Annotated in this window: 24 protein-coding genes and 1 tRNA gene; 9 read left to right on the forward strand and 16 right to left on the reverse strand. The window is 66.3% G+C overall.

Going from position 1 to position 26,148, the window contains the following annotated elements:
- Positions 1-29: 29 nt before the first annotated feature.
- Entirely contained in the window at positions 30-2,522 is a 2,493-nt protein-coding gene (locus AC1DIN_RS01405; protein ID WP_476808409.1) for a hypothetical protein, read from the reverse strand.
- A 314-nt stretch (positions 2,523-2,836) separates the two neighbouring features.
- Positions 2,837-4,075 (reverse strand): urate hydroxylase PuuD, encoded by a 1,239-nt coding sequence (locus tag AC1DIN_RS01410; protein WP_476808410.1) that lies wholly within the window; start codon positions 4,073-4,075, stop codon positions 2,837-2,839.
- 250 nt (positions 4,076-4,325) lie between these two features.
- Between AC1DIN_RS01410 and uraH the strand changes: the two genes are divergently transcribed.
- The 3 genes from uraH (at position 4,326) to AC1DIN_RS01425 (ending at position 6,462) form a co-directional block, all read left to right on the forward strand.
- Positions 4,326-4,679 (forward strand): hydroxyisourate hydrolase, encoded by a 354-nt coding sequence (gene uraH / locus AC1DIN_RS01415; RefSeq protein ID WP_476808411.1) that lies wholly within the window; start codon positions 4,326-4,328, stop codon positions 4,677-4,679.
- A gap of 6 nt (positions 4,680-4,685) precedes the next feature.
- Positions 4,686-6,110 carry an allantoinase PuuE gene (puuE, locus tag AC1DIN_RS01420; RefSeq protein WP_476808412.1) on the forward strand — a complete coding sequence of 475 codons (1,425 nt, stop codon included), beginning with the start codon at positions 4,686-4,688 and terminating at the stop codon, positions 6,108-6,110.
- 172 nt (positions 6,111-6,282) lie between these two features.
- Positions 6,283-6,462, forward strand: a complete 180-nt coding sequence (locus tag AC1DIN_RS01425; protein ID WP_441469585.1) for a hypothetical protein — start codon at positions 6,283-6,285, stop codon at positions 6,460-6,462.
- A 9-nt stretch (positions 6,463-6,471) separates the two neighbouring features.
- On the opposite strand, the gene AC1DIN_RS01430 is transcribed toward AC1DIN_RS01425, so the two are convergent.
- Positions 6,472-7,875 carry an SNF2-related protein gene (locus tag AC1DIN_RS01430; RefSeq protein WP_476808413.1) on the reverse strand — a complete coding sequence of 468 codons (1,404 nt, stop codon included), beginning with the start codon at positions 7,873-7,875 and terminating at the stop codon, positions 6,472-6,474.
- Positions 7,876-8,012: 137 nt separating this feature from the next.
- Between AC1DIN_RS01430 and AC1DIN_RS01435 the strand changes: the two genes are divergently transcribed.
- Positions 8,013-9,401, forward strand: coding sequence for a M20 family metallopeptidase (locus AC1DIN_RS01435; protein ID WP_476808414.1), 1,389 nt, complete (start codon positions 8,013-8,015; stop codon positions 9,399-9,401).
- Positions 9,402-9,517: 116 nt separating this feature from the next.
- Here the strand turns inward: AC1DIN_RS01435 and AC1DIN_RS01440 are convergent, their stop codons facing one another.
- The 5 genes from AC1DIN_RS01440 to AC1DIN_RS01460 all read right to left on the reverse strand — a co-directional run bounded on the left by AC1DIN_RS01440 (position 9,518) and on the right by AC1DIN_RS01460 (position 13,720).
- Positions 9,518-9,775 (reverse strand): hypothetical protein, encoded by a 258-nt coding sequence (locus tag AC1DIN_RS01440; protein WP_441469588.1) that lies wholly within the window; start codon positions 9,773-9,775, stop codon positions 9,518-9,520.
- Positions 9,776-9,859: 84 nt separating this feature from the next.
- Positions 9,860-10,321, reverse strand: coding sequence for an MgtC/SapB family protein (locus AC1DIN_RS01445; protein WP_476808415.1), 462 nt, complete (start codon positions 10,319-10,321; stop codon positions 9,860-9,862).
- A 118-nt stretch (positions 10,322-10,439) separates the two neighbouring features.
- Positions 10,440-10,515 (reverse strand) — tRNA-Lys (locus AC1DIN_RS01450).
- Positions 10,516-10,654: 139 nt separating this feature from the next.
- A complete protein-coding gene (locus AC1DIN_RS01455; protein ID WP_441469590.1) occupies positions 10,655-11,926 on the reverse strand; it encodes a solute carrier family 23 protein in 1,272 nt (423 codons plus the stop codon).
- Positions 11,927-12,157: 231 nt separating this feature from the next.
- Complete coding sequence (locus tag AC1DIN_RS01460) at positions 12,158-13,720, reverse strand: 2-isopropylmalate synthase (protein ID WP_476808416.1); 1,563 nt, start codon at positions 13,718-13,720, stop codon at positions 12,158-12,160.
- Positions 13,721-14,145: 425 nt separating this feature from the next.
- On the opposite strand from AC1DIN_RS01460, the gene AC1DIN_RS01465 reads away from it, so the two are divergent.
- From AC1DIN_RS01465 to AC1DIN_RS01480, 4 genes are all read left to right on the forward strand, one after another.
- Positions 14,146-14,787 carry a YoaK family protein gene (locus AC1DIN_RS01465; RefSeq protein WP_476808417.1) on the forward strand — a complete coding sequence of 214 codons (642 nt, stop codon included), beginning with the start codon at positions 14,146-14,148 and terminating at the stop codon, positions 14,785-14,787.
- Between the two features lie 145 nt (positions 14,788-14,932).
- Complete coding sequence (locus AC1DIN_RS01470) at positions 14,933-15,439, forward strand: c-type cytochrome (protein WP_441469593.1); 507 nt, start codon at positions 14,933-14,935, stop codon at positions 15,437-15,439.
- Positions 15,440-15,519: 80 nt separating this feature from the next.
- On the forward strand, positions 15,520-15,858 hold the full coding sequence (locus AC1DIN_RS01475) for a hypothetical protein (protein WP_476808418.1): 339 nt from the start codon (positions 15,520-15,522) through the stop codon (positions 15,856-15,858).
- Positions 15,859-15,893: 35 nt separating this feature from the next.
- Positions 15,894-16,283 carry a YbhB/YbcL family Raf kinase inhibitor-like protein gene (locus AC1DIN_RS01480; RefSeq protein ID WP_476765518.1) on the forward strand — a complete coding sequence of 130 codons (390 nt, stop codon included), beginning with the start codon at positions 15,894-15,896 and terminating at the stop codon, positions 16,281-16,283.
- A 25-nt stretch (positions 16,284-16,308) separates the two neighbouring features.
- Here AC1DIN_RS01480 and AC1DIN_RS01485 read toward each other — a convergent pair whose 3' ends face one another.
- From AC1DIN_RS01485 to AC1DIN_RS01520, 8 genes are all read right to left on the reverse strand, one after another.
- On the reverse strand, positions 16,309-18,396 hold the full coding sequence (locus AC1DIN_RS01485; RefSeq protein WP_476808419.1) for a M3 family metallopeptidase: 2,088 nt from the start codon (positions 18,394-18,396) through the stop codon (positions 16,309-16,311).
- A gap of 189 nt (positions 18,397-18,585) precedes the next feature.
- On the reverse strand, positions 18,586-19,308 hold the full coding sequence (locus tag AC1DIN_RS01490) for an NUDIX hydrolase (protein ID WP_476808420.1): 723 nt from the start codon (positions 19,306-19,308) through the stop codon (positions 18,586-18,588).
- On the reverse strand, positions 19,305-20,198 hold the full coding sequence (locus AC1DIN_RS01495) for a PhzF family phenazine biosynthesis protein (RefSeq protein WP_476808421.1): 894 nt from the start codon (positions 20,196-20,198) through the stop codon (positions 19,305-19,307). Before AC1DIN_RS01495 ends, AC1DIN_RS01490 begins: the two co-directional genes overlap by 4 nt.
- 5 nt (positions 20,199-20,203) lie before the next feature.
- On the reverse strand, positions 20,204-21,319 hold the full coding sequence (locus AC1DIN_RS01500; RefSeq protein WP_476808422.1) for an endonuclease/exonuclease/phosphatase family protein: 1,116 nt from the start codon (positions 21,317-21,319) through the stop codon (positions 20,204-20,206).
- A gap of 154 nt (positions 21,320-21,473) precedes the next feature.
- Positions 21,474-22,322, reverse strand: coding sequence for a pyridoxal kinase PdxY (gene pdxY, locus AC1DIN_RS01505; RefSeq protein WP_476808423.1), 849 nt, complete (start codon positions 22,320-22,322; stop codon positions 21,474-21,476).
- Positions 22,323-22,409: 87 nt separating this feature from the next.
- Complete coding sequence (locus AC1DIN_RS01510) at positions 22,410-22,829, reverse strand: nuclear transport factor 2 family protein (RefSeq protein WP_476808424.1); 420 nt, start codon at positions 22,827-22,829, stop codon at positions 22,410-22,412.
- Positions 22,830-22,988: 159 nt separating this feature from the next.
- Positions 22,989-24,068: a sensor histidine kinase gene (locus tag AC1DIN_RS01515; RefSeq protein WP_441469602.1), complete on the reverse strand. Its 1,080-nt coding sequence runs from the start codon at positions 24,066-24,068 to the stop codon at positions 22,989-22,991.
- An 88-nt stretch (positions 24,069-24,156) separates the two neighbouring features.
- Positions 24,157-25,179 (reverse strand): ABC transporter substrate-binding protein, encoded by a 1,023-nt coding sequence (locus AC1DIN_RS01520; RefSeq protein ID WP_441470026.1) that lies wholly within the window; start codon positions 25,177-25,179, stop codon positions 24,157-24,159.
- A 186-nt stretch (positions 25,180-25,365) separates the two neighbouring features.
- On the opposite strand from AC1DIN_RS01520, the gene AC1DIN_RS01525 reads away from it, so the two are divergent.
- On the forward strand, positions 25,366-26,106 hold the full coding sequence (locus AC1DIN_RS01525; RefSeq protein WP_476808714.1) for a bestrophin-like domain: 741 nt from the start codon (positions 25,366-25,368) through the stop codon (positions 26,104-26,106).
- Positions 26,107-26,148: the final 42 nt, after the last annotated feature.

The raw sequence follows: 26,148 nt of genomic DNA on the forward strand, positions 1-26,148 counted from the left end.
AAAAAGCCGCGGCCAGGGCCGCGGCTTTTTCAATGAGCGATCGTTTCGCGCTGAATCTGGGCAGCGGCTGTGCCGCTGCGCGCCGCGCTCTGCGCCGAGACGAGGCCGAGCGAACTACGCACGCTCTCGGAAGGCCCGGCCAGCACCGGCCCGTTGCCTTGCGGGGCGGCGACGATCTGCGGCGCGTCGCGCTCATCCATCGGCGGCAGCGGCAAATGATCCTCCGGCTCGTCCGGTCCGATCCGCGCCTTGAGCTCAGCGAGCGCGCCCCAGAGCGGCTGGAAGGTGAACCGGATCTTGTGCGTGCCGGCTGCCACCTGCACCGCGCGGAACAGCACATTGGCCTTCAGGATCTCAGTCTCGACCCCATCGACCTCCACCTTCCACCAGGGGTGCCAGATGTCGTTGAGCACGACGAATCCGGCCGCTGGCGTCGTCACCTCGATCTCGACGAGCACGTTGCGATATTGCGTGAGCTTGACATCGGCCTGCACCGCGACCGGCCCCTCCGGTGTCGCGACGGGCGGCTCGACATCGAGCAACACGGCCTGCTGCGGATCGGTATCCGGCCAGCGGCCCGAGAGCTTCATGCTCTCGAAATCGGCGAACTGCCAACCGCCTACGAACTGCACCCGCGGCAACGCGTGCGGGTTTTCGTAGACATAGCCCTCCTTGGTTCGCGCAACCAGATTGAGATCGCCGCTCCGCAGCGAATGGTCGACCTGATCGATCGGCACCGGCGAGGCGATGTAGCGCAGCCCGAGCAGGTTCGCGAGCCGACAGCGATAGGATGGGAAGAGCGGCGTGAACTTGCGGTCCGCCGGCTTCGCGATGCCGTCGCCCGTGCCCACGGCCTCGGAGAAATCCTCCAGCCGCAGAGGGTTGTAGCCGAGCGTGTGGTCGAAGCCGTGGACCATGCCGGCATTCGGCCACTCGAAGCCCATGCCGAGCAGCTCGACCCGGTCGCGACGCGGCGAGCCGGCCGGCTGGGACGTCAGATGCTTCAGCACTGCAATCGTCTCGTTCTTCGTGCCGGGCTCCAGCACGTCGTACATCTGCGGCGGCAGCGCCGTGGATTCGTTCGGGCCGTTGTTGAAGCCGAGATCCGCCGCGACCACGCCGGTGACCAGCACGGCGGCGGCAACCGGACCGAGCGCGCTGCGCCAGCGCTGCAGGATGAGGAAGGCGCCGCCCGCGACTACGAACCAGCCCAGCGCCAGCGCAACCGGCTTCCAGGCATCGGCGAGATGGCCCGCGCCGCGCGAGACGACGAGCGCAAGGACGACCGTGGCCAGAACCACCCCCGCCCCGATCAGGAGATCGCGGCGGAACGAGGTCCCCTCCTCCGCCGTCAGGATGCGATGCAGCACATAGCCGGAGAGCACCGCCGCCAGCCCGCCGATGAGGAAGGTCGCGTCCGCCGGCCGGCGGAACTGCTTCACGCCCGGCAGGTACTCGTAGGCGAAATGGAACAGCGGCGTGTAGCGCCCGAGCGCATAGAGCACCATGAACAGGAAGAGCAGCGTCAGCGGCCGCACCGCCTTGTCCCAGAGCCAGCCGCGCGTCAGCCCCGGCGCGAGCAGCAGCAGCATCGGCAGCGCGCCCATATAGACCTGCGCCATATTCTGCGACAGGTAGAGGACCTGCGGGTCGTTGTACGGCCCCCAGAACTCGACGTTCGGATCCTTGGCGCCGAACAGGTCTCCGATGAAAGCGGTGAGCAGCGACACAGGGTGCAGAGAGCCGCGCCCCKCCACGCCGAAGTCGATCTCGGGCCGAGTCGTCGCCTCGGCGAAGAGCCAGGTCCAGAGCAGCGGCATGATGATGACGGCGAGGCCGACGACGCTGGCGGCAGCGATGGGCAGCAGGCTGGTGCGGAAGGCGGGCCAGCCACCGGATATCCAATGCGCCACGACCATGCCGAACAGCACATAGCCGCCGAGCAACGCGACCTGATCCGGCTCCAGCACCATCAGCCCGGCGGCAAGGCCAGCGAAGACACCGGAGAGAATCGAGGAACGCTGCAGCATCCGCGCCGTCAGCCAGAAGGCAATGGCGAAGAAGGCGAGGCTCGCGATCTGGCCGACATGCTGCACCCTCCACGCGGCCGAGGCGCCGAAGGCGAAGACCAGCGCCGCCATCAACCCGCCGGCCGGGTGCCAGCCGCGGTCGCGGAAGAACATGATGAGCGCGAGGCCGCCGGCGAGCAGATGCGCCAGCACATAGGCGTCAACATCACGGAAGCTTGGTGTCGGCGTTAGCAGGGCGAGCAGGATCGCGGGCGAGAAGATCAGCGATTGAGGATCGGCGATCTGCGGCGAGCCGGCGAAAACGTTGTGGTTCCAGAAGGGCGACTGGCCGGAATGGAGCGCGTTCGCAAGGAACTGAACCTGCGCCTGGAAATGCGCCTTCGCGTCGAATGGAATCGTCACCGACCCCGAAAGCCAAGGCCAGCACAGGATGCCCCATGCCACGACGAAACCGATGGCCGCCAGCAGGTAGCCGGCGCCCCTTGCATCCACGCGTCTCAAATGGACCCCCACGGTCCTCGGCACGAACGGTCCCGTTCTGGGATCCTGTCTCCAGCCTGTCAGTGGGACGGACCTTGCTGTCGCGCACCTGAACCAAATCTGAACGCAATCCCGCATCCGTGAGCGGAGCTGAGGACAAGCTGAAGAAAGCGGAAATCCGGGTGACTATGTCGCCGTCACGGCTCTCCAAAGCGCAATCCCCGTCATGGTCGGGCTTGTCCCGACCATCCACGTCTTCGCCGGTCGAAGACCGTGTTCAAGACGTGGATGCTCGCCGCAAGGGCGAGCATGACGGCGGTGGCGGATCAGCGCGCGGCAGCAGCGAGCCAGCCGGCCAGCGCCTGACGCTCCGCCGGCGTCATGCCGGAAAGATTGTTCGGCGGCATCGCATGGGTCATCACCGCCTGCGTGCGGATGGCGCGGGCATGGATGGCGATCTGCTCGGGCTCGTGCAGCAGCACGCCCTTCGGCGCGATCTGGATGCCCGGCCAGGAAGGCTCCGGCGCATGGCACATCGCGCAGCGCCCCGTCACGATGTTGGAGACCTCGGCCGGCGGCAGCGTCATGCCAGCCATCAGGACGGGTTTCGGCACCTCCCGCGGCATCAGGCCGAGCTGCTCGCGCCCACCCGGCGAGGACGACATCGCCACCCAGAAGGCGAACCAGAGAGCCAGGATCGCCACCGCCCAGCACCACCAGGGCGATTTCGCATGGTCGCTATGCCGGACATTGAAGAAGTGCCGGATCAGCGCACCGGCCACGATCACCAGCGCCACCAGCAGCGGAATCGCGGCCGAATTGGCATAGGTTACCGGGTAGTGGTTCGACAGCATCAGGAACAGCACCGGCAGGGTGATGTAGTTGTTGTGCGTCGAGCGCTGCTTGGCCGCCTTGCCGTATTTCGGATCGGGCTTCTCGCCGGCGACCAGCGCCGCGATCACCTTCCGCTGCCCGGGCATGATATTGAAGAAGACATTGGCGGTCATGATGGTCGCCATCAGCGCGCCGGTATGGATCAGGGCGCCGCGCCCGGAGAAGACGTTGGCGAAGGCCCAGCTCGCCGCCACGACATAGCCGAAGCCGACCAGCCCGAGCAGCACGTCGTATTTGCCGAGCGGCGACCGGCACATCAGGTCGTAGACCAGCCAGCCGACGACAAGCGCCGCGATGCCGATCGCGCCCGCTGCAAAAGGCGAGAGCTGCATCACTGCCGGGTCGATCAGGTAGAGCTCCGACTGGGCGTAATAGACCCAGACCAGCAGGAAGAAACCTGAGATCCAGGTCCAGTAGCTCTGCCATTTGTGCCAGGTCAGTTCGGCCGGCATCACGGGGGGCGCGACCATGTATTTGCGCATCTCGTAGAAGCCGCCGCCATGAACCTGCCAGGCCCGGCCGCCCGTGCCGGGCGGGATGTCCTGCGCCGGCTTCAACGAGGCATCGAGATGGATGAAGAAGAAGGAGGCACCGATCCAGGCGATCGCCGTGATGACATGGAGCCAGCGCAGCATCATGCCGCCCCATTCCATCAGATAGGCTTCGAGCATGGCGCTGCGCTCCGCGAGGGCTGGTGGTGATCCCGAATCCGGAGGATGCCGCTCCGGCACCGCGAAGCTAACCTGCTTTCGCTCCGCCCGAAATCGCCCGGATGCCTCGGAGATTTGACATCCGGGAACATGATCTTATCGCAAAAGCCGATATCCATTGTCGCGGATGCCGCTTTACAGTCACGTAGAGCGAAGTGGCCCCGGAATCGGCGCTCGCCGTGCACGGGTGCTTTCAGGAGAACGGCAGGGAATGGGACGTCTCTCGACGCATGTGCTCGACACGGTCAACGGTCATCCCGCCGCCGGCGTCGCGATCACGCTGGAACGCCTGAACCCAGACGGCTCGCGCGAGCGGCTGGCACAGGCCGTCACCAATGCCGACGGCCGCACCGACGCCCCACTGCTCACCGGCACGCTCGTGCCCGGTACCTACGAGCTCAATTTCGCGATCGGCGCCTATTTCCGCAGTCTCGGCACCGCCCTGCCGAAACCCACCTTTCTCGATCTTGTCCCGATCCGCTTCGGCATCGCCGAGCCGGAGGGGCACTATCACGTCCCGCTCCTGGCCTCGCCCTGGAGCTACTCCACCTATCGCGGCAGCTAGACGACCATGACCCAGACGACCTACCCCCGCGACATGAAGGGCTATGGCCGCAACGCCCCTCACCCGCACTGGCCGGGCGAGGCCCGCATCGCCGTCCAGTTCGTGATCAACTACGAGGAAGGCGGCGAGAACTGCATTCTCCACGGTGACGCGGCCTCGGAAGCCTTCCTTTCCGAGATCGTCGGCGCCGCGCCCTGGCCGGGCCAGCGCCACATGAACATGGAGTCGATCTACGAATACGGCTCGCGCGCCGGTTATTGGCGGCTGTGGCGCATGTTCACCGAACGCAACCTGCCCGTCACGGTCTTCGCGGTGGCCAGCGCGCTGGCGCGCTACCCCGAGATCGTCGGCTCGATGCAGGAGGCCGGCTGGGAGATCGCGACGCACGGGCTGAAATGGATCGACTATCGCGACGCGCCGAAGGAGCGCGAGCGCGCCGACATCCTCGAAGCCATCCGGATCCAGACCGAGCTTACCGGTGAACGTCCGCTCGGTTGCTACCAAGGCCGCACCTCGGAAAACACGATCCCGCTGACGATGGAGGAAGGCGGCTTCCTCTACACCGCCGACGTCTATGCCGACGAATTGCCATACTGGCTTGCGGGCCCGAAGGGGCCGCAACTCGCCGTGCCCTATACGCTCGACGCCAACGACATGCGCTTCGCCACGCCGCAGGGCTTCAACAGCGGCGACCAGTTCTTCGCCTATCTGAAGGATTCGTTCGACACGCTCTATGCCGAGGGCGAGACCGCGCCGAAGATGATGTCGATCGGCCTGCATTGCCGCCTCGTCGGCAGGCCGGGCCGCGCCGCGGCGCTCGCCCGCTTCCTCGACTATGTAAAGAGCCACGACAGAGTCTGGGTCGCGACGCGGCTCGACATCGCCCGTCACTGGGTCAGGACGCATCCGCCTACCGACGGCTACGTGCCCTCGAAGCTACCGAAGGCGCTCTTCGTCGAGGTCTTCGGCCGCATCTGGGAGAACTCTCCGTGGGTGGCCGAAGCGACCTACGACGCTGGGATCGGTGCTGCGCTGAATACCGCCGAAGGCCTGCACGCGGCGATGGTCGCCGCGATGCGCAAGGCCTCGCGCGAGCAGCAGAAGATCCTGCTCAACGCCCATCCCGACCTCGCCGGCAAGCTCGCCGCCGCCGGTGAGATGACGCAGGAATCGACGCTGGAACAGTCCTTGGCCGGGCTGGACCGGCTGACCAGCGACGAACGCGTGCGGTTCACGGCGCTGAACGAGGCCTACAAGGCCCGCTTCGGCATCCCCTTCATCATGGCGGTGAAGGGCGCGACCAAGGCTCAGATTCTGGCGGCTTTCGAAGAGAGGCTGAAGAATACGCCCGAGCAGGAATTCGCGACGGCGTTGGCTCAGGTCGAGAAGATCACGCTGCTGCGGCTGAAGGAATTGCTGCCAGCGGGCTGAGCCCGGCCGACCGTAGCACCGTCATGCTCGGGCTCGACCCGAGCATGACGGAAACCAGCTCCCTCCGGCCTCGCGATGCTCGGGTCTGCGCTGCGCTTCGCCGGAGAATGACGCGTTCCCGGAACCTCCCCTCCTGCCGCCACGTTGATGAGCCGGGAAAGGAGGCGCGTCCGTGTTCCGCCTGTTGCTGATCATACTCGTGCTGGTCATCGGCTATGATGCCGTGGCACATCAGGGCGCCTATACGCGCGAAGCCTGGAACGCCGTGACTCGGCTGACCGGCTCGGCCATCGAAGGCGCCAAGGGGCTGGGCGAGCGCGCGCGGGACGACACCAACGCTCCCCGCAACTGAGCCGCTTCTTCAGGCCGCCGCCCGCCCCTCGACGATCCCCGCGATCGCCTCGAGCATGCGCGTGTCGTCGCCCGCCAGCCCTTCCATCGCCGCCATGCGCTGGATCACCGTGCCAGCGATCGCTTCCTCAACCGTATCCTCGGCATAGGTGTAGAAGATCGTCGCGTGCTGGCCGTCGCGATGGCAGCGACCTTCGATCTGCTGCAGCTGGATTGCGCTGTGGCGCATGTCGTGGACCACCAGCGACCGCTCCCGCTCGCCGCCCGGCATTTCGCCGCGATGCAGAGAGATCGACTCTGTGACGGTGAAGATCACGGCGTCGAGCGCGCCGGTCTGGAAGGCGATGCGCGTCTCCTCGTTCTGCGCGCCCGAGCGCTCACCGTTGATCTCGCCGACACGCCAGCCACGGCCTCTCAGTGTCTCGGCCAACATCGCGCTGGTTTCGAGAAAGGCGACGGAGATCGCCACCTGCTCGTCGTTCCCGAGCAGATCCTCGCAGAAATCCGCCGTGCCGGGGATGCGCAGCAAACTGGCCTTCTGGCGGAAGCGCAGATCGGCGGCCCAACCCTGCGGCTTGCGCGTCGAGCCGCCCGCCAGCCCGAGCTCCCGGCGGAACTCCCGCCAGGTTGCCTCGTAGAGCTTGCGCGCGGCGGCATCGAGCGCGACGGGCGCAAGCTCGCGCTGCACCTCCGGCCAGCCGGCAATTTCCTCCGGCCGGCGGCGCAGGCCGATGGCGTTCGCGCCGCGATAGAGCAGATCCGCCATGATCTTCCGGTCGGCCTCGTTCGGCTCCCAGCTCCAGTTCTTCCAGCGGCCCTTGGCTCTGCCGATCTTCAGCCGCTTCATCAGCGTGCGGAAGCCATCGAGATCGGCGGTAGGCATGCCCGCCGCCTTCGCCAGCAGCGGCGCGAGATAGGAGAGCTCGTGCGGCGACTGGCCGGCCGTCGCGCTCATATAGATGGTGAAATCGGCCGCTTCCGCGATCTGCCGGCAGACCAGCCCCTGCTGCGAGTTCGGATTGCGGATGCGGTGCGCTTCGTCGATCACCACGAGCGGCCAGGCGCGCTTCGGCCGGCCATGCTTGGCGAGTTCGTTGTTCTTCGCCCGCGTCGAGCGCTTCCGGCTGTCCGCGACTGGGGCCAGCAGCGATTTCGTCTTCTCGAAATTCATCAGCGTCACGGGCTTCGCCGGCAGGCCCGACAACGCCATCGTGCGCCGCCATTGCGGGATCGCCCCTTTCGGGCAGATCACCAGCACCTCCTCCTCCGGCATGGCCGAGAGCGCGAGCCAGGCCGAGAGCGTCTTGCCGAGCCCGGTGAGGTCGCCGAGCAGGAAGCCGGATGCCCCCTTCGCCCGCGCGGCCAGGATCGCATCGCGGGCAACGAGCTGGTGCGGATGCGGGGTGAACGTCATGCCGAAGGGAAGATCCTGATCGATGTCTGGCCGCCCGCCCTGCCCGGCGGGCATGGCGCGCCCGGCTCTCTTGGCACTGGCGCAACCGCGCGTCCACCGGCACTGTGCCGGCCGTAAATCCGGGAGACCTTACGACCATGACCCGCGCGCAGGCGATCGCGAAAGCTCAAGACTATTTCGATTCGGGCCGAATGAAGAGCGACCTCGGCCGCCTCGTCGCGATCCCCACCGAGAGCCAGAACCCGGATCGCGCCCCCGTCCTCGGCGAATATCTGGAGCAGGAGATGCAGCCCCTGCTCGAATCGCTCGGCTTCACCTGCCGCACGCTCACCCATCCGAAGGCGCGCGGCCCCTTCCTTTATGCCGAGCGCATCGAGGACGAAGGCCTTCCGACCATCCTCGGCTACGGCCATGGCGACGTGATCCGCGGCCTTGATGCGCAGTGGAGCGAGGGCCTCTCGCCCTGGAAGCTGATCGAGCGCGACGGTCGCTGGTATGGCCGCGGCGTTGTCGACAACAAGGGACAGCACCTGATCAATCTGAGCGCACTGCGCGCCGTGCTGGAGACCCGCGGCAAGCTCGGCTTCAACGCCAAGTACCTGATCGAGATGGGCGAGGAATCGGGTTCGCCGGGCCTGCGCGAGCTCTGCAGCGAGCAGAAGGAACTGTTCAAGGCCGACATCCTGATCGCCTCGGACGGGCCGCGCCTCAACGCCGAGCGCCCGACCGTGTTTCTCGGCGCGCGCGGCGGCGTCACCTTTGACCTCTCGATCAACGCCCGTGAGGGCGGCCATCACTCCGGCAACTGGGGCGGCATCCTCTCCGACCCGGCGATCCAGCTCGCCCATGCCATCGCCTCGATCACCTCGCCGACCGGCCAGATCCGCATCCATGAATGGGTGCCCAAGGAGCTTCCGCCGGCGGTGCGCAAGGCGCTGATCGGCTGCGAGATCGACGGTGGGCCGGACGGCCCGGCGATCGATCCGAACTGGGGCGAGCCTGCCCTGACGCCGGCCGAGCAGGTCTTCGGCTGGTGCTCCTTCGACGTGCTGGCGATGAAGTCGGGCGTGCCCGAGACGCCGGTCAACGCCGTGCCGCCCAGCGCTTGGGCGCGCTGCCAATTGCGCTTCGTCGTCGGCATCGACCAGAATGATGTCGTGCCGGCGCTGAAGCGGCATCTGCAGCGCCACAACTTCCCCATGGTCGAGGTTTCGCTCAGCCGCTCCGAGATCTTCGGCGCGACGCGCCTCGACCCGGAAGATCCCTGGGTCGACTTCGCCCTGGCCTCGATCGCCGAAAGCACCGGCAAGAAGCCGGCGCTTCTGCCCAATCTCGGCGGATCGCTGCCGAACGACATCTTCGCGGACATACTGGAGCTGCGCACGATCTGGGTGCCGCATTCCTATCCGGGCTGCTCGCAGCATGCGCCGGACGAGCACCTGCCAGTCAGCATCGCCCGCGAGGGCCTGACCGCCATGGCCGGTCTCTACTGGGACATCGGCTCGGGCGAGGCGCCGCCGGTCTGAAACAGCGGACCGAAAAGTGGGATCCACTTTTCGACAAAGTCCGACGCTCGAACAATGAGCCAGATCGCCACCTCGTCTCCGAGAGGACGCGCGGCGGTCTGGCGACCGCTTGAAGGCTATTCCTGCGGCTGACGCGGATCGCGCCCCGGCGGCAGGTCGATCGGCGTCGCCGGAGGCGCTTCCGGCGGAGCGTTGGGCGGCAGTTCCGGCGGAGGCTCGGTCGGGATGCCCTGCGGCTCCTCGTCCGGCGGCGACTCGACCGGAGGAGCCGGCGGAACATTGCCTGGGGTCAGCGGCGGGGCCTCGGGCGGCGGATCGGGAATAGCCGGTGTGTTGCCGGGCGCGGCCTCAAGGCCGTATTTGAGCTGCATCATGCGAAATCTGTCCTTTCGGACAGAAACGCCTCAACCGACGAAAGGCTCCAACCTGGCTGGCGCTGGTAAGAGGCAGCCGCATCTTCAGTCCGGCGAGGAACCTGCCTCATCGTCACGCGTGGGCAGCGGGAGGCGCTCCTGGAGCCGGCGTTCCAGCGAATGATCGAGGGCCAGCAGGGCGAGCGCCAGAGCGGTTGCCGTCAGCGTCACCAGCCACTTTCCCAGCCCCGCGGAACAGCCCAGCGCAGCCGTCACCCAGATCGCTGCCGCCGTGGTCAGCCCATGCGGCGCCATCTCGCGATCGCGATGGATGATCAGGCCCGCGCCGAGAAAGCCGATCCCGGTCAGCACGCCCTGCACCACGCGGCTCGCCGCATCAGGATGGAGCGTCTCGCTGAACAGGCCCGCAGCAGCCGCCGTGCCGATTCCCACCAGACCAAAGGTGCGCAGGCCCGCACTCTTGCGGTGGAGGGTTCTTTGCCAGCCGACCGCCACGCCTGCGACGAGGCCGGCCAGCAGCCGAAGCATCAATTCGAGTTCGTCCACGATGCCGTTCGCTCCGCCGTCGCCAGGAAGCGACGATTGCACGCCGCGAAGCCGCCGAAGCGACCGGCGCGGCCGCTCGATCAGCGAAGTGTTTATCCAGCGATGTTCAGGAAAACCGTGGTGGGTGATGTAGGGCTCGAACCTACGACCCGCTGATTAAGAGTCAGCTGCTCTACCAACTGAGCTAATCACCCATACGCCACGAAGCGTCGCCGGTCAGCGGCGTCAGCCGCGTCAGGCAGGGGGCGTGTAGCAAAGCCCCCGCCCCCTGTCCACCCATCCATGACAGATTTTTCAAACTCGGCGGGAAAGGCCCTGCCGAGCTGTGGATAGTCACGCCGCGCGGCGGTTCAGCAGATGATAGAGCACGATCGCGCCGAAGGTCGCAGTGCCGATTCCGCCGAGCTCGTAACCGAAGATCGGCAGCTTCAGATCGCCCGCTCCGAGAATCAGCGCCGTCGCGACGGTGATCAGATTCTTCGGCTCGGAGAAGTCGACCCTGTTCTCCACCCAGATCCGGCCAGCCGTGGCAGCGATAAGGCCGAAGACCACGACGGCGAGCCCGCCGAGCACCGCGACGGGGATCGTGCCGATCACCGCGCCGAACTTCGGCGAGAAGCCGAGCGCGAGCGCAATGATGCCGGCGGCGACGAAGACCAGTGTCGAATAGACCCGCGTCACCGCCATCACGCCCATGTTCTCGGCATAGGTGGTCACGCCGGTGCCGCCGCCAGAGCCGGCGATCATGGTGCCGAGACCGTCGGCGAGGAAGCCGCGGCCGATCAGGTGGTCGAAGTTGCGCCCGGTCATCACCGAGATGCCCTTGATGTGGCCGAGATTCTCCGCGACCAGGATGATCGCGACGGGCACGATCAGCGTGATCGCCTTCATGTCGAAGACCGGCGACACGAAATGCGGCAGGCCGAACCAGGAGGCTGCGCCGATCTTGCCGAAATCGATCGGCGGCGCGCCGAAGGTCGGGGCCGAGATCGCATAGAGGATGTAGGCCGCGAGCCCACCGATGAGGATGGGCAGGCGCTGCGGCAATCCCCGCCCGTAGACCGCGACCAGCGCCACCGCGACAACCGTGAACAGTGCGATCCACTTGGTGTAGGGGCTCGCCGAGATCATGCTGATCGCGACCGAGGTCAGGTTGAGGCCGATCGCCGCCACGACCGCGCCGGTGACCACCGGCGGCAGCAGCTTCTCGATCCAGGCCGTACCGACGCCCTGCACGATCAGGCCGATCAGCGCATAGACCGCGCCGCAGGCGATGATGCCGCCGAGCGCGACGCCGATGTTCGGATTGGGACCGGAGCCGGCATAGCCCGTCGCCGCGATGACCACGCCGATGAAGGCAAAGGAGGAGCCGAGATAGCTCGGCAGCTGCCCGCGCGTGATGACGAAGAACAGCAGCGTCGCGATGCCCGAGAAGAAGATCGCGACATTCGGGTCGAAGCCCATCAGCACCGGCGCCAGCACCGTCGAGCCGAACATGGCGACGACATGCTGCAAGCCGGCGATGATCGTCTGCCCCGTCGGCAGCCGCTCGTCCGGCATCACCGCGCCGGAGGTTTTCAGGGTCCAGTTCGGAAAATAGCCCATCGCGATCGCTCCCCAGGGTCGCCGGGGGGCGACCGCACCGGAAGAGCAGATGAAGGCAAGAGACAGGCCAGCGCCAGATCGCGCCGGCGTCATCCACCGGAATCACGGACCTGAACGCGTCATGCTCGGGCTTGGCCCGAGCATCTCGAGCGGAGCGAGGCTCCGGTATTCTTCGCGTCCGGAGATTCTCGGGTCGGCACTTCGTACCGCCCGAGAACGACGCTCTTGAACTTACTCCGCCGCTTGCGCGTGCAGGCGCCCGCCGCGAGCGATCAGCTTGTTGAGCGCCACCAGATAGGCCTTGGCCGAGGCGACCAGCGTGTCCGGATCGGCGCCGCGGCCGGTGACGGAGGAGCCGTCGCGCGAGAGACGCACCGTCACCTCCGCCTGGGCGTCCGTGCCCTCGGTCACGGCATGGACGTCATAGAGTTCCAGCGTCACCTCATGCGGCACGATCGTCTTGATCGCATTGAAGATGGCGTCGATCGGCCCGTTGCCCTCGACCTCCTCGGTGACGTGCCGGCCTTCGACATCGAGCTTCATGGTGGCGCGCTGCGGGCCGCGCGTGCCGGCGATCACCGTCAGCGATTCCAGCTTGATCCGATCATGAGCGGTGGCGATGTTCTCGTCGACCAGTGCCTCGATATCCTCGTCGTAGACGTGCTTCTTGCGGTCGGCCAGCGCCTTGAACCGGGTGAAGGCGTCCTCGAGCTGGTTGTCGCCCAGATCGTAGCCCATCTCCTTCAGCTTGGAGCGGAAGGCGGCGCGGCCGGAATGCTTGCCCATCACCAGCGAGGTCTTGGTCACGCCGACCGAGGCCGGAGTCATGATCTCGTAGGTGGTGTTGTTCTTCAGCATGCCGTCCTGGTGGATGCCGCTCTCATGGGCGAAGGCGTTCCGGCCGACGATCGCCTTGTTGTACTGCACCGGGAAGGAGCAGGCGCTCGAGACCGCCTTCGAAACGCGCATCAATTGTGTCGCGTCGATGCCGGTGTCGTAGGGCAGCACGTCCCCGCGCACGCGCAGCGCCATCACCACCTCTTCCAGCGCGGCATTGCCCGCGCGCTCGCCGATGCCGTTGAGGGTGCATTCGACCTGCCGCGCGCCACCTTCGATGCCGGCCAGCGAATTGGCGACGGCCAGGCCCAGGTCGTTGTGGCAATGCACCGAGAAGATCGCCTTGTCGGCATTCGGTACGCGCTCGCGCACCGCCTTGAACATGGCGCGATACTCGTCAGGCGTGGCGTAGCCGACGGTATCCGGCAGGTTGATCGTCGTGGCGCCGGCCCTGATAGCGGCCTCGACCGTGCGGCAGAGATAGTCGATCGGCGTGCGAGTGGCGTCCATCGCCGACCACTCGACATCCTCGACCAGGTTGCGCGCCTGCGTCACGGTCGCGGTGATGATCTCCAGCACCTGCTCCTGGCTCTTGCGCATCTGGTGCTCCAGATGGATCGGCGAGGTCGAGACGAAGGTGTGGATGCGCGGCTTTACCGCATGGCGCACCGCCTCGCCGGCACGGGCGATGTCGGCGCTGATGGCGCGGGCGAGGCCGGCAACCGTGGCGCGCTTCAGCCGACGCGCGATCTCCGAGACGGCCTCGAAATCGCCGTCGGAGGCGATCGGGAAGCCGGCCTCGATGATGTCGACGCCCATCACGTCGAGCGCCTCGGCGATTTCCAGCTTCTCCTCGAAGGTCATGGTGGCGCCGGGGCACTGCTCGCCGTCGCGCAAGGTGGTGTCGAAAATCAGCACGCGCTCTTTGGAGGAGCTGTTCTGGGTCGGATTGGTCATGGTCTGCTTCCGGTTTCGGTGCGCCGCGAGATCGGAAAAGGCGGGCGCTGGGTTTGCTGTCGGCGGTTCTCGTCACTCCCCTGAGCGCCCAGGCAGCATGCCCGGCCGGCCCTCAGGGGCAGCTAAGGAGAAGAAGGCCAAGAAGCGAGAACGAAGCGCGTGCGAGGGAAGCGCGAGCGCACATGCTGACGGCCTGCGCAGCGGCGCAGTCCTTCGTCAGGTCATGGCGGGCGGTCGAAACCACGGGCGTTCCTCAAATCGACGGGACAGGATGTAACCGAAAGCAGGTGCCGAGCGCAAGCATGTGTCTCATGCGCGCGCATCAAATGACAGAGACGATCTGTGGATTATGCTGGTGCGGTGCGATTCGGCCGGCGGTCGCGCCATGCTGGAAGCCGGCCGCGTGCTGCCGGAGACCCGCGCCGATGATGCGCTATGACCGCCCCGCCATTGGACTCGCCTTCTGCCTCACCGGCCTCGCCGGCTTCGTCGATGCGCTCGGCTTCATCAGCCTCAGCGGCTTCTTCGTCTCCTTCATGACCGGCAACACCACCCGCCTTGGCATCGAACTGGCCGGGCGCCATGCCGGCGGCATCGTTCTGGCCGCGACGATCCTCGGCCTTTTCGTCCTCGGCGTGGTCTGCGGGTCGCTCATCGGCCATTTCGGCAGGCAACAGCGGAAGGCGGCGGTACTTGCCTTCGTCACCGCGGTGCTGATCTTCGCAGCCGGCCTCGACACCATCGGGCTCAGCACGGCCGCGGCCGGCATGCTCGCCTTGGCGATGGGCGCGGAGAACTCGGTCTTCCAGCGCGACGGCGAGGTCACGATCGGCCTGACCTACATGACCGGCACGCTGGTGAAGATGGGGCAGCGCCTCGCCGGCGCCCTGCTCGGCGGGCCGAAGCTCGCTTTCCTGCGCCATCTCGTGCTGTGGCTCGGCCTGCTCAGCGGCGCCGTCGTTGGAGCCTTCTCGCACAGCCGTATCGGCCTCGACGCGATCTGGCTGGCCGCCGCTGCGGCTGCCGTGTTCACGGTGCTGGCGTTCTTCATGCCGGAGCGCGGATAGGCCCGACCTCGTCGGGTCTTTGGTTCTTTCCCCGACATGAGAGCAATGCTAGAACATTCCGTAACGTCATCCCATCAAACGATGTCCAACTGCTCGAACAGATCGGTGCAGCGGAAACGACTGCACGAGACGCCAGGGGGCAATCATGCAGCAGACGATCTTCGGCGCGCTCATCGTCATCGGCCTCTCGGTGCCCACGGCGCTCACGGCGCAAACGGCACCGTCGCAGGAGAAGCTGCGTCGCGGCGAGTACCTCGCGAGCATCATGGATTGCGCCGGCTGCCATACGCCGGGCATCTTTCTCGGGAAGCCCGATATGCAACGGCGGCTCGCGGGATCCGAGGTGGGCTTTCACATTCCGGGCCTCGGCACCTTCTTTCCGCCCAATCTCACGCCGGACAAGGAGACGGGGCTCGGCTCCTGGTCGGAGGCTGACATCGTCAAGGCAATCCGTCTGGGGACCCGGCCCGACGGCCGCGTCCTGGCACCTGCCATGCCCTACAATGGCTATGGCAAGCTGACCGATGCCGATGCTTTCGCGCTGGCCGCCTATCTCAAGAGTCTCAAGCCGGTCACGAACCGGGTCCCGGCGATCGTCGGCCCCAACGAAAAGGCGACCGCGCCATATCTCGCCGTCAACATGCCGCAATAGGCGGCCGGTCGGACAGCGCGATTTCACCGATCCCGAGAATCAGACATCGTCGGGCGGTCTTGTCTCCGCGGAGCTTTCCGATGCGCCATCTGCCCGTCCTTGCACTCTGCGCCGTCCTGCTATCGGCCTGCCAGACTTCGACCGTCAGCACGCCCCCTGCCCCGCCGCCGGAACAGGCTGCGCCGGGCGTGACGCCGAGCACCTTCCGCATGCCGACGGGCACGGGCTGCTCCGGCGAGGTCGAGCGCTTCCAGGCGGTGATCGACAACGATCTTGCCACCGGCCACACCACCCAGGGCGTGCATGACCGGGTCAGCGGCGAGATTTCGCGCGCCCGCTCGACCTGCGCCGCCGGCAACGACGCGGGCGCGATCAGCCAGCTCCACGCGACCAAGGCGAGGTTCGGTTATCCGGGCTGAGACAGCCGCTCGGGACCGGTTGAGGGAACACGCCGATGAAACGCCTGATAGCCACTGCCACCGTCGCAGCAGCCGTACTAGGGCTCGGCATCCCGGCATCCGCATTCGCCTTCTCCGCCTCATTTTCCTGGAAGGGAATAGGCGCTTGCGGCGGAATCTCGCCCGCCTTCGTGGTCCGAAACGCTCCGAAAGGCACGGAGAGACTGCGCTTTGCCATGCGCGACTACGACGCGCCCAATTTCCGGCATGGCGGCTCGACAGTCGCCTATGACGGCAAGGGGCGAGTGGCGCAGGGGGCAATCAGCTATGTCGGCCCCTGCCCTCCGACGGGGCAGAGACATCGCTATATCTGGACGATCGAGGCGCTCGACAAAAGCGGTGCCGTCCTTGTCCAGACCGAGGCTCAGGGCTCGTTTCCGCCCTGAGCGCGGCGGTTCGCCATGCTCCCGCTCAGGCGGCCAGCCCCCGCTTCTCGAGCAGCGCATCCGGGGTCGGCAACCGGCCGCGGAAGAGCGTATAGGCCTCGGCAGCGTCGCGCGTGTCGCCGGCCGAGTAGATGTAGCGCTTCAGCTTTTCGGCGAGCTGAGCTGAGAACACGTCGCCCGTCTCGATGAAGGCGTTGAAAGCGTCGGCGTCCATCACCTCCGACCAGAGATAGCTGTAGTAGCCGGCCGAATAGCCGTCGCCCGAGAAGACATGGGTGAAGTGCGGCGTGCGGTGGCGCATGATGATCTCACTGGGCATGCCGATGCGCGCGAGTTCCGCCGCCTCGAAGGCGAGCGGATCGACCTCCGCCGGCTCCTCCAGCGAATGGAAGGCGAGATCGACCAACGCCGAGGAGGTGTACTCCACGGTGGCGAAGCCCTGGTTGAAGGTCTGCGCCTTCTCGATCTTGTCGATCAGCGCCTCCGGGATCGGCTCGCCCGTCTCGGCATGCAGGCAATAGTCCCGCATCACCTCGCGCGTCAGGAACCAGTGCTCGTAAAGCTGCGAGGGCAGCTCCACGAAATCGCGCGCCACTGCCGTGCCGGCGAGCGAGCCATAGGTCACGTCCGAAAGCAGCCCATGCAGCGCATGGCCGAACTCGTGGAAGAGCGTGCGCGCATCGTCGAGCGAGAGCAGCGCGGGCTTGCCCTCCGCCGGCTTCGCGAAATTGCAGACATTGACGATGATCGGCCGGGTCTCGCCGTCGAGCTTGCGCTGGCCGCGGAAGGCACTCATCCAGGCGCCCGAGCGCTTCGAGGAGCGGGCGAAGTAGTCGCCGATGAACAGGCCGATATGGCGCCCGGAGCCGGTCTCCGTCACCTCGAAAATGCGGACATCCGGGTGATAGCCCGCGAGCTCCGGCCGCTCGGCGAAGGAAAGCCCAAAGAGCTTGCCGGCGACGTCGAAGGCGGCCTGCCTGACGCGGTCGAGCTGCAGATAGGGCTTCAGCACGGCTTCATCGAGCGCAAAGGTCTTCTGCCTGACCTTCTCGGCATAATGGCGCCAGTCCCAGGGGCGGATCGGCCCGTTCTCGCCCTCGTCCTGGGCGAGCGCCGCGAGATCGGCCGCCTCGCGCGCCGCCCGCGCCTTGGCCGGCTTCCAGACCAGCTCCAGCAGCCCGCGCACATGCTCCGGCGTCTTCGCCATGGCGTCGTCGAGCTTGAAATGCGCGAAGGTCGGATATCCCAGCAGCTTCGCCTTTTCGGCCCGCAGCTTCACCATCTCCGCGACGATCGCACGGTTGTCGCTCTCGCCGCCATTCTCGCCGCGCTTGCTCCAGGCGATGAAGGCTTCCTCGCGCAGATCGCGGCGGGTCGAGAAAGTCAGGAAAGGCTCGATGATCGAGCGCGACAGCGTCACCGCATGCTGGCCCGGCTTGCCGCGATCGGCCGCAGCGCGCGCCATCGCCGCCTTCAGGAACTCTGGAAGACCGGCGAGCCCGGCCTCGGCTTCGATGAACAGGGCATAGGAGGATTCATCCTTCAGCACGTTCTGGCTGAACTGGGTACCGAGCGCGGCCAGCCGCTCGTTGATCGCAGCAAGTCGCTTCTTGCCCTCGGGGTTCAGCTTCGCACCCGAGCGGATGAAGCCCTTATAGGTCCGCTCCAGCAGGCGCGCCTGCTCGGCATCGAGGCCGAGCATATCGCGCGCGGCATTGACCGCGTCGACGCGGGCGAAGAGCCCCTCATCCATCATGATCGCCGACCAGTGCCGCGAGGAGATCGGCGACATCTCGCGCTCGATCGCCTGCAGCGCCTCGTTCGTGTCGGCACCGGTCAGGTTGTAGAACACGCCGCCGACGCGGCTGAGCGCACGCCCTGCCCGTTCCAGCGCTTCGATCGTATTGGCGAAATCGGGCGCAGCCTTGTCGCCGACGATCGCGGCGATCTCGGCCCTGTGCTTGGCGAGCGCCGCGTCGAAGGCCGGTCGGATGTGCTCCGGCTTGATCGCAGCGAAGGGCGGCAGGCGGAACGGCGTTTCCCAGCGCGTGGCGAAGGGGTTCTCGGCCGGCAGCGTGAGAGCCTCGGGATAAGCGAATTCAGTAGAGGTCATCGGATCACTTTCGTGAGGCATGCGGACAAGGCAGCTCTGAACCGTTTGGATTGTCAGCCCTCATCCTGAGGAGCCGCGAAGCGGCGTCTCGAAGGATGCTCCAGATGATTCCGGAGCCTCCTGAAGCATCCTTCGAGACGGCCCTATGGGCCTCCTCAGGATGAGGGCTTTACGAATGACCGAACAAGTTCAGGCACCGCCGAACATATGTGCGAGATAGCGGCGCATGAAGGGCGGCATGTCATGCTTTTCCGTCTCGGCGAGGTCGCGCACGATCACGATGTCGGAGAGTTCCTCCTCTTCGAGATGCTTCATCCGCTCCAGCATCAGTACGCGCGCCGCCTCCGCCGGCAGGTCGATGTGGACCTCGCGCATGAAGGCGATGCGGCCCTGCTCGATCACCGCCGTCCAGCCCTCGCCCACATCGAGTTCCTCGACGCGCAGGCCCGTCTCCTCCGCGAGCTCGCGCGTGACGCTTCCGGCCAGGTCGAGCCTGCCGTCGGGGCGGGCATCCTCGCGGTCGGGCGTGCCGGCGGCGAAATAGACCTTGCCTGCATTGGCCGTGTGCTCACCCATCTTGCCGCAGAGGAAGGCGCCGTCCCTGGCCCGAAGCGCCGCCATGGCGAAACCGTTGCGGATCACCGGGCCGGGATGGCCGACGTCGCGCCAGGTCATGAAAGCGGCATAGTCGGTCTCGAAATAACCGGCCTCGAACACGCCGTCGCGGATCGCGGCGCGGTGCTGCAGCATGACGCGACCGTTGAACATGGCCGGCTTGCCAGCACTGATCCTGGCCCAATGCGCTTCGATGTCTGCGGCGCTCTCGCGCGCAAAACGCCAGTCATAGGACTCGATCTTGGCATCGACCTGCGACAGCCGGACGATCGTGCCGTTCTCGACGCCGTCGCTCACAGCAACACGCCCTCGCTGACCACGATGGCCGAACCGCCGATGCGCGCCGAGACGAGTGCGCCGTTCCGCACGCTCAGTTCCAGCGCGATCTGCGAAGGCCGGCCCATCTCGTAGCCTTGTTCGACGACGAAGCGATGGTCGCCGTCATCCGGCTTGTCATAGGCCATGACGGCACCAGCGAAGGCCGCGACCGCGCCGCCCGTCGCCGGATCCTCACCGATTCCGGTCCCAGGCCAGAACATTCGGGCATGAAAGGCGTTCCCGGCCTCTGCAGTCTCGGCGCTGTAGAGGAAGGCACCGCCCGCGCCGATCGCCGCTTGCCAATGCGCGGCCTCCGGCCTTGCGCGGCCCACGGCCTCCCGCGTCGCCACGGGCACGCAGAGGAACGGCACGCCGGCAGAAAAGACCGTCGGCCTGTGCGCTGCAAAGCCGAGATCGCTGGACTGAAGCCCGAGCGCTGCCGCGATCGCGCCGGCAGTCGCCGCCTCCCCCACCTGCTCCGGCAGACGCGGCAAGGTGAAGATCGCATGCCCGGCATGGCTGCCGGTGATCTCGACGGCGCAGGAAACCGGCCCGATCGTCTCCTCCAGCACCAGCATATCGGCGGGCGCGCCCGCGGCATGGTCGGTGAGCGCGAGCCAGACGGCGGTGCCAACAGTCGGATGGCCGGCGAAGGGGAGTTCGGCGCCCGGCGTGAAGATGCGGACAGAAGCGCGATGCCCCGGCTTCTCGGGCGGCGAGACGAAGACCGTCTCCGACAGATTGAACTCGCGCGCGATGGCCTGCATCGCCTCGGTATCGAGCCCTTCCGACTGGAGCACCACCGCCAGCGGATTGCCGGCATGGCGGCGCGTGGTGAAGACGTCGAGCGTGACGAAGCGGCGTTTCATCGGGGTCACCCTGCGGGAATTTCGAGGTCGATCGTGAGCGGACAGTGGTCGGAAGCCTTCGGACGGTCCCAGCCGACACGCGGGTAGCGGTCGGCGCAGGTGGCCAGCCGCGCCATCGAGCGGTCAGGCGCACGCGGATCGAGCGGCACGCGGTACGGCAGACCGCTCCGGATCATCTGCATGGCGGGCAGCGGATTGGCCACCGCCAGTGCCGGCGAAAGCAGGATGTGGTCGAGCGGCATATGGCTGTCGATCAGCTTCTCCTGGTCCTCAGACCAGTAGCGCCGGAAATGCGTCCAGCGTTCATGCGCCGGCAACGTCTCCATCGGATCGACGGCAAAATCGTCCAGCAAAGGTTCGATGCCGCTCGCGCCCTCGTCGGCCCGCTCGGCGCGCGGCCCAAGGCTGTAGCGATAGCCGTTGAGATCGCCCAGCACGATCCAGTTCGTCTCGCGCCAGCCGCCGCCGAAGCGTTGCTGGATCAGCCATTTCACCGCCCGCGCCTCGGCGCGGCGGACGGGCAGCGTCATTTCCCGGCCATCCTCGCGGCCGTTATTCATCGACTTGAAGTGGCAGCCGAACAGGCTGAGCCGCCTTCCGCCGAGGGTCAGCTCCACCTCCAGGCAGTCGCGCGCAAAGACCTTGCCATGCGGCCCGATGCCGAGCCTGGCGAGCTCACGGTCATGCACGCCGGCTTCTGCGAAGGTCAGGTCCTTGTGCGAGCGCACCTTGAGCTGCCCCGGACCGAACAGGTCGCGCCGCGCCGCGAAACTGATGTCGATGCTGCGGCGGTCATTGCCGTCGATCAGCGTGAAATGGCCGTAGCGGTGGTCGGCGATGCGATGGACGTAGTTGGCGAAGAAGGCCTGCAAACTCGCGAGCGAGTCGACCTCCTGCAGCATCCAGAGATCGGCCTGCGCCTCGGCGATGGCGAGCGCGGTCATCTGGCGCTTGTCGTCCTCCAGCGCCACGGCGAGAGAGCGCTCCACCGCGTCGCGCTCGTCGGAGCGGGGGAAATGGAACAGCGACATCGCTGCCGCCGTCTCCGTGCGCCCGCCCGGCTCGAAGCGATGGCGCGTCAGCAGGTTCTCGACGTTGAAGGTGCCGACACGCAGCCTCATCGAAGAACACTCTTCCAGCTCTCACCCTGAGGAGCCGCGAAGCGGCATCGAGCAGGATGGTCCAGATGGTTCCGGAGCCCCCTGGGACGTGCTTCGAGACGCGCCTTGCGGCGCTCCTCGGGATGAGGGCTGAGGGAAGTCCACCGCATCGACGTCAGATCGCCTGGGGCTCGAAGACCTGCGAGGGCGTGACGAACTCGTCCTGCGCCGCCACGGTCAGGATCTCGCGCGAGCCCGCCTCCTTTGTGCGCTTCAGCAGCCCGTAGATCGAGGACGACGCCTTTGACAGCGCGGCCGCGGCCGATTCCTCACGCAGGTAATGGGTGAAGAACAGCGCCGCGATCGCGTCGCCTGCGCCGTTGACGCTGACGTCGAGCTTCGGCGTGCGCACCCGCCAGGTCCCCTTGGCGTCCGCCGCCATGAGGTCGATCGAACCGGCCGGCGTTTCCTCGGTCACGAGCGAGGTCACCATCACCACCTTCGGCCCGGCGTCGCGCAGAGCCTCGACGGCGCGGTGCGCATCGGCGACGGTCTTCACCTCGATATCCGTCAGCAACTCCAGCTCGAACTGGTTGGGCGTCACGATATCCGCGGCAGGCACTGCCTGCTCGCGCATGAACTCCGGGATGCCGGGGCGCACGAAGATGCCGCGGCCGACATCGCCGATCACCGGGTCGCAGCAATAGAGCGCCTTCGGATTCGCTGCCCGCACCTTTTCGACTGCTGAGAGGATGGCGTGGCCGATATCGGCAGAGCCCATGTAACCGGAGATCACGCCGTCGCAGTTGGCGAGCACGCCGCGCTCGGCGATGCCCTCCATCACCTCATCGATCATGCCGCCATCGAAGACGCGGCCCTTCCAGTTGCCGTAGCCGGTATGATTCGAGAACTGCACCGTGTGGATCGGCCAGACTTCGACGCCGAGCCTCTGCATCGGGAAGGTCGCCGAGGCGTTGCCCACATGGCCATAGGCGACATGGGACTGGATCGAGAGAATATTCATGGTCCGAAGCGATACCCCGTTCACGATGAGCCCGCGAACCTAACGGCTCTCGCGCAAGGCGCAAATCGAAAGCGGTGATGTCCGCGATCAGCGCGAAGGCTGGGGCATCGACAGCCGGGCCACGCCGGCCGTGTCCGTGAACTGGGTGAGGCTCTTCACCTTGCCGTCGGCGATGGTGAAGATGTCCATGACCTCGAAGGAGCCGGTGCGGCCAGTCGGCTTGCACTCGACATCGGCGCGCCAATGCAGCGTCGCCCGATCCCCATCGACCGTCAGCGCCAGCTCTTCGATGTTACGGAACACATAGGTCGCGATCAGCCCGGCCATCTGCTCGCGCACGGCGGAATGCCCGTCCGGCTCGGCAAAGACCTCGGCCGCCTGCGGTCCGCCGGCGAGCCGGTAGCTGCAATCGGGATGGAGGTATTCCATCAGGGCATCGAGATCGCCCCGATGGCGGGCAGCGTAGGCATCGCGGATCAGGGCTTCGACGGCGGCGCGTTCTGTCATGTCGCCTCTCCTTACGTCAGCGCCGCACTGTCGCGCCCCCGCCCCGGCAAGTCCAGCGTGCAGTTGAAAGGCGTGCAAAAAGGAAAAGGACCCACCGCGACGAAGCGCAGGTCCCTTGTCATCGCTGGGACAGAAAGCAGCGCATGGCCTGCGGGACAGTCACTCGCGCGGCGCGACATTCACCATCGTGGTGGCCAGCAGATAACGCAGCCCTTCCGGCCGATAGTCCAGCTCAACCTCGCCATGGAACTTCTGCGACATGACGCGCTCCACCAGCCGCGAGCCAAAACCCTGGCGGCGCGGCTTCACGACGGGAGGGCCACCGCTTTCACGCCATTCGAAGCGGAAGGCGTCCTCGCTCTGCGGACGCCCGATCGACCAGCCGATTGAGACCTCTCCGGCCTCCACCGAGAGCGCACCGTACTTCACCGCATTTGTCGCGAGTTCGTTGACCGCGAGGGCCAGCGTCATCGCCTGATCGGCCGGCAATCGCAGCAGCGGCCCCTCGATGCGGATCGTGCCGAGGCCCGAGCGATGCGGCGCCAGCGCCCCTTCGACCACCGTGCGGATCGGCGCGCTGCTCCAGCTCGACTGCGTCAGGATCGAATGGGCCTCGCCGAGCGTGGCGATGCGCTCGCTCAGGACTGATTGCGCCTCTTCGAGCGTTTCCGCCGAGCGGAAGGTCTGGCTGGCGATCGCCGCGATCATCGCGAGCGTGTTCTTCATGCGGTGGGCAAGTTCGGCGTTGAGCAGGCGGCCGTTGCGCTCGGCGAGCATCTTGCCGGTCGTCTCCATCACCGTGTCGATCATGCCGAGAACCCGGCCGGCCTCGTCCCGGATCGGACTGTAGCAGAAGGTGAACCACACCTCTTCGGGATGGCCGTAGCGATTGATGGTGAGCGGGAAGTCTTCGATGAAGGTCGCCTCGCCGGCCAGCGCTTTGGCCGTCATCGGGCCGATCTCTTCCCAGACCTCGGACCAGACCTCATGAAAGGAGCGGCCGAGGGCGGGCGGCTTGTCGCCGAGGATAGACCGGAAGGCATCATTGTGGATGGTGATCAAATCCGCGCCCCAAGCGATGCATTTGGGGAAGTGCGAGTTGACCATCATGCCGACCGCCGTCTTCAGGGCCACCGGCCACTGGCCGATCGGCCCAAGCGGGGTCGTGCTCCAGTCATAGTCGCGGATGGCGGCGGCCATCTCGCCGCCGCCATCCAGAAATGCCGTATCGCTGCTCACCTGATCCCCCCAGCGCGAATCCGCCCAGCATGCACTGGATGCAGATTGCACGCGACATCAAATGACAGCTCTAAGCCAAATGCATGGCTCAGGAGCCGGAGGCTGCCTTCTTGGCGAAGCTGTCGATGAAGGTCTTCGACAGGTCGACATTGGAGTTGGTCAGCTCCGGGTCGAGGAGCTTCAGCGAGTCATACATGCTCTTCATGGCGTCGGGCGTGGAGATGCCAGTGCGCGAATAGCTCTCCTGCGAGTTCTTCACTGCGCGGATGTAGAGCGGCTTGTCGCCGAGCAGGAACTCTTCCGGCACGAGGTCGGCAACCTCTTCAGGCTTCGCGGTTTCCAGCCATTTCAGTGACTTCATGAAGGCGTTGACCAGCTTCTGCGTCGTGATCGGGTTCTTCTCGGCGAAGTCGTTCTTGAGATAGAGCACCGCCGCCGGGTTGGAGCCGCCGAACAGCGCCTTGGTGCCGGCCTCGGTGCGGGTGTCGATCAGAGAGACGATGTCGCCGTCGGCCTCGAGCTTCGAGGTCACCGGATCGAGATGCGAGATCACGTCGACCTGCTTCTGCTTGATCGCCGCGACCGCGCTCGCGCCGGCCCCGACACCAATGATCGGCGCGTCCGTCGCCTTCAGTCCGGCCTTGACCATGGCGTATTGCGCGGTTAGCGCCGTCGAGGAGCCCGGCGCCGTCACGCCGATCTTGAGCCCCTTGAAATCGGCAGCCGATTTGACCTTGTCGGCAAGGTCCTTGCGCACGGCGATGGTGATCGCCGGGAAGCGGCCGAGCTCGATCACCGCGCGGATGTCCTGCCCCTTCGCCTGCATGCGGATGGTGTGCTCATAGGCGCCGGTCACGACATCGACCGAGCCGCCGACGAGCGCCTGCAGCGACTTCGCGCCGCCACCGAAATCGTTGATCTCGACGTCGAGCCCCTGCTCCTTGAAGAAGCCCTTCTTCTCCGCGACGGTGAGCGGCAGGTAGTAGAGCAGCTGCTTGCCGCCGACGCCGAGTGTAAGCTTCGGCTTCTCCGCATTCTGGGCGAGCGCATGGGATGCCGCGCCGAGGGCGGTCGAAAGAGCAAGCGCAGCCAGCGCGCTGCGGCGGGACAAGAGCATAGGCGTTCCTCCGGTTTGGATCCTGCTGGCGCTTCTGACGGGCGCGCATTTGCGTCGAACATAGGCTAGATTGAACGGCGGGAGCAAGAATCCCGAGCCAGCCGGCAAAGCGCCGCCGCCTGGCATGTCCACGCATGTCTACCCGTTGCATCTGCAAGACGAGGGCCGACCGTGAACGAGATGCGCATCGCCATATTCGTGTTTGTCTGCCTGATGGCAGCCTCTCTGGGCGCACTGTTCTCCTACGAGCGGCTTCCGGAGCATCAACGGCTGGACGACACGCAGAAGGTCTTGCATCTCATCGCCAATATTTTCGTCGTGATGACGTCTCTGGTGCTMGGCCTGATGATCACCTCGGCGAAGAGCAGGTTCGACGGGGTCAACCGGGACGTTCACAGCTACGCCACCGAGCTGATCCTGCTCGATCGGATGTTGTTCCTCTATGGCCCGGAGGCCGGCGAAACCCGCCAGGGGCTTGTCGCCTATACCGAGCGCGCCGCGAACGGCCATTGGACTGCTGAAGGCGGGCTGTCGGACACGACATCCGAACGGTTGCTCGAGGATGTCGGAACCCGCCTGCGCGCCTTCGAACCGAACCGCGCCTCTCAGCTCTCGATCTGGAACGACATGCGCGAACAATATCGCAAGGTGCTGGAGCTGCGCTGGAGCCTTGTGGAACAGGCCGAGGGTTCGCTGCCGCGGCCGCTGATGCTGATGGTCGTCGCCTGGCTGGTCCTGATCTTCGCGACCTTCGGCTTCCGCGCCCCGCGGAACGCCGTGGTCGTGACCTGCTTCATCGCGGCTGCGGCTCTGATCGGCGGAGCGATCTACCTGATCGTGGACATGGATGCGCCCTTCGACGGGCCTATCCAGGTCTCGCCCGCTCCCTTGCAGAGGGCGCTGACGGAAATGCGCCGGTAGAACAGCCAAAAAAGTCCACCGGCCGGAGCGGCGGGGTGCCCG

The organism is Allobosea sp. 05T438 (genome assembly GCF_056396025.1).

Bases quoted from the DNA above. Each gene is read 5' to 3' on its own strand.
- AC1DIN_RS01410 (WP_476808410.1), bottom strand. From the start codon at position 4,075: ATGCTCGAAGCCTATCTGATGGAATGGGGCGGCATGATGCTGCGCTGG.
- uraH (WP_476808411.1), top strand. From the start codon at position 4,326: ATGGGACGTCTCTCGACGCATGTGCTCGACACGGTCAACGGTCATCCC.
- puuE (WP_476808412.1), top strand. From the start codon at position 4,686: ATGACCCAGACGACCTACCCCCGCGACATGAAGGGCTATGGCCGCAAC.
- AC1DIN_RS01430 (WP_476808413.1), bottom strand. From the start codon at position 7,875: ATGACGTTCACCCCGCATCCGCACCAGCTCGTTGCCCGCGATGCGATC.
- AC1DIN_RS01435 (WP_476808414.1), top strand. From the start codon at position 8,013: ATGACCCGCGCGCAGGCGATCGCGAAAGCTCAAGACTATTTCGATTCG.
- AC1DIN_RS01440 (WP_441469588.1), bottom strand. From the start codon at position 9,775: ATGATGCAGCTCAAATACGGCCTTGAGGCCGCGCCCGGCAACACACCG.
- AC1DIN_RS01455 (WP_441469590.1), bottom strand. From the start codon at position 11,926: ATGGGCTATTTTCCGAACTGGACCCTGAAAACCTCCGGCGCGGTGATG.
- AC1DIN_RS01460 (WP_476808416.1), bottom strand. From the start codon at position 13,720: ATGACCAATCCGACCCAGAACAGCTCCTCCAAAGAGCGCGTGCTGATT.
- AC1DIN_RS01465 (WP_476808417.1), top strand. From the start codon at position 14,146: ATGATGCGCTATGACCGCCCCGCCATTGGACTCGCCTTCTGCCTCACC.
- AC1DIN_RS01470 (WP_441469593.1), top strand. From the start codon at position 14,933: ATGCAGCAGACGATCTTCGGCGCGCTCATCGTCATCGGCCTCTCGGTG.
- AC1DIN_RS01475 (WP_476808418.1), top strand. From the start codon at position 15,520: ATGCGCCATCTGCCCGTCCTTGCACTCTGCGCCGTCCTGCTATCGGCC.
- AC1DIN_RS01480 (WP_476765518.1), top strand. From the start codon at position 15,894: ATGAAACGCCTGATAGCCACTGCCACCGTCGCAGCAGCCGTACTAGGG.
- AC1DIN_RS01485 (WP_476808419.1), bottom strand. From the start codon at position 18,396: ATGACCTCTACTGAATTCGCTTATCCCGAGGCTCTCACGCTGCCGGCC.
- AC1DIN_RS01495 (WP_476808421.1), bottom strand. From the start codon at position 20,198: ATGAAACGCCGCTTCGTCACGCTCGACGTCTTCACCACGCGCCGCCAT.
- AC1DIN_RS01500 (WP_476808422.1), bottom strand. From the start codon at position 21,319: ATGAGGCTGCGTGTCGGCACCTTCAACGTCGAGAACCTGCTGACGCGC.
- pdxY (WP_476808423.1), bottom strand. From the start codon at position 22,322: ATGAATATTCTCTCGATCCAGTCCCATGTCGCCTATGGCCATGTGGGC.
- AC1DIN_RS01510 (WP_476808424.1), bottom strand. From the start codon at position 22,829: ATGACAGAACGCGCCGCCGTCGAAGCCCTGATCCGCGATGCCTACGCT.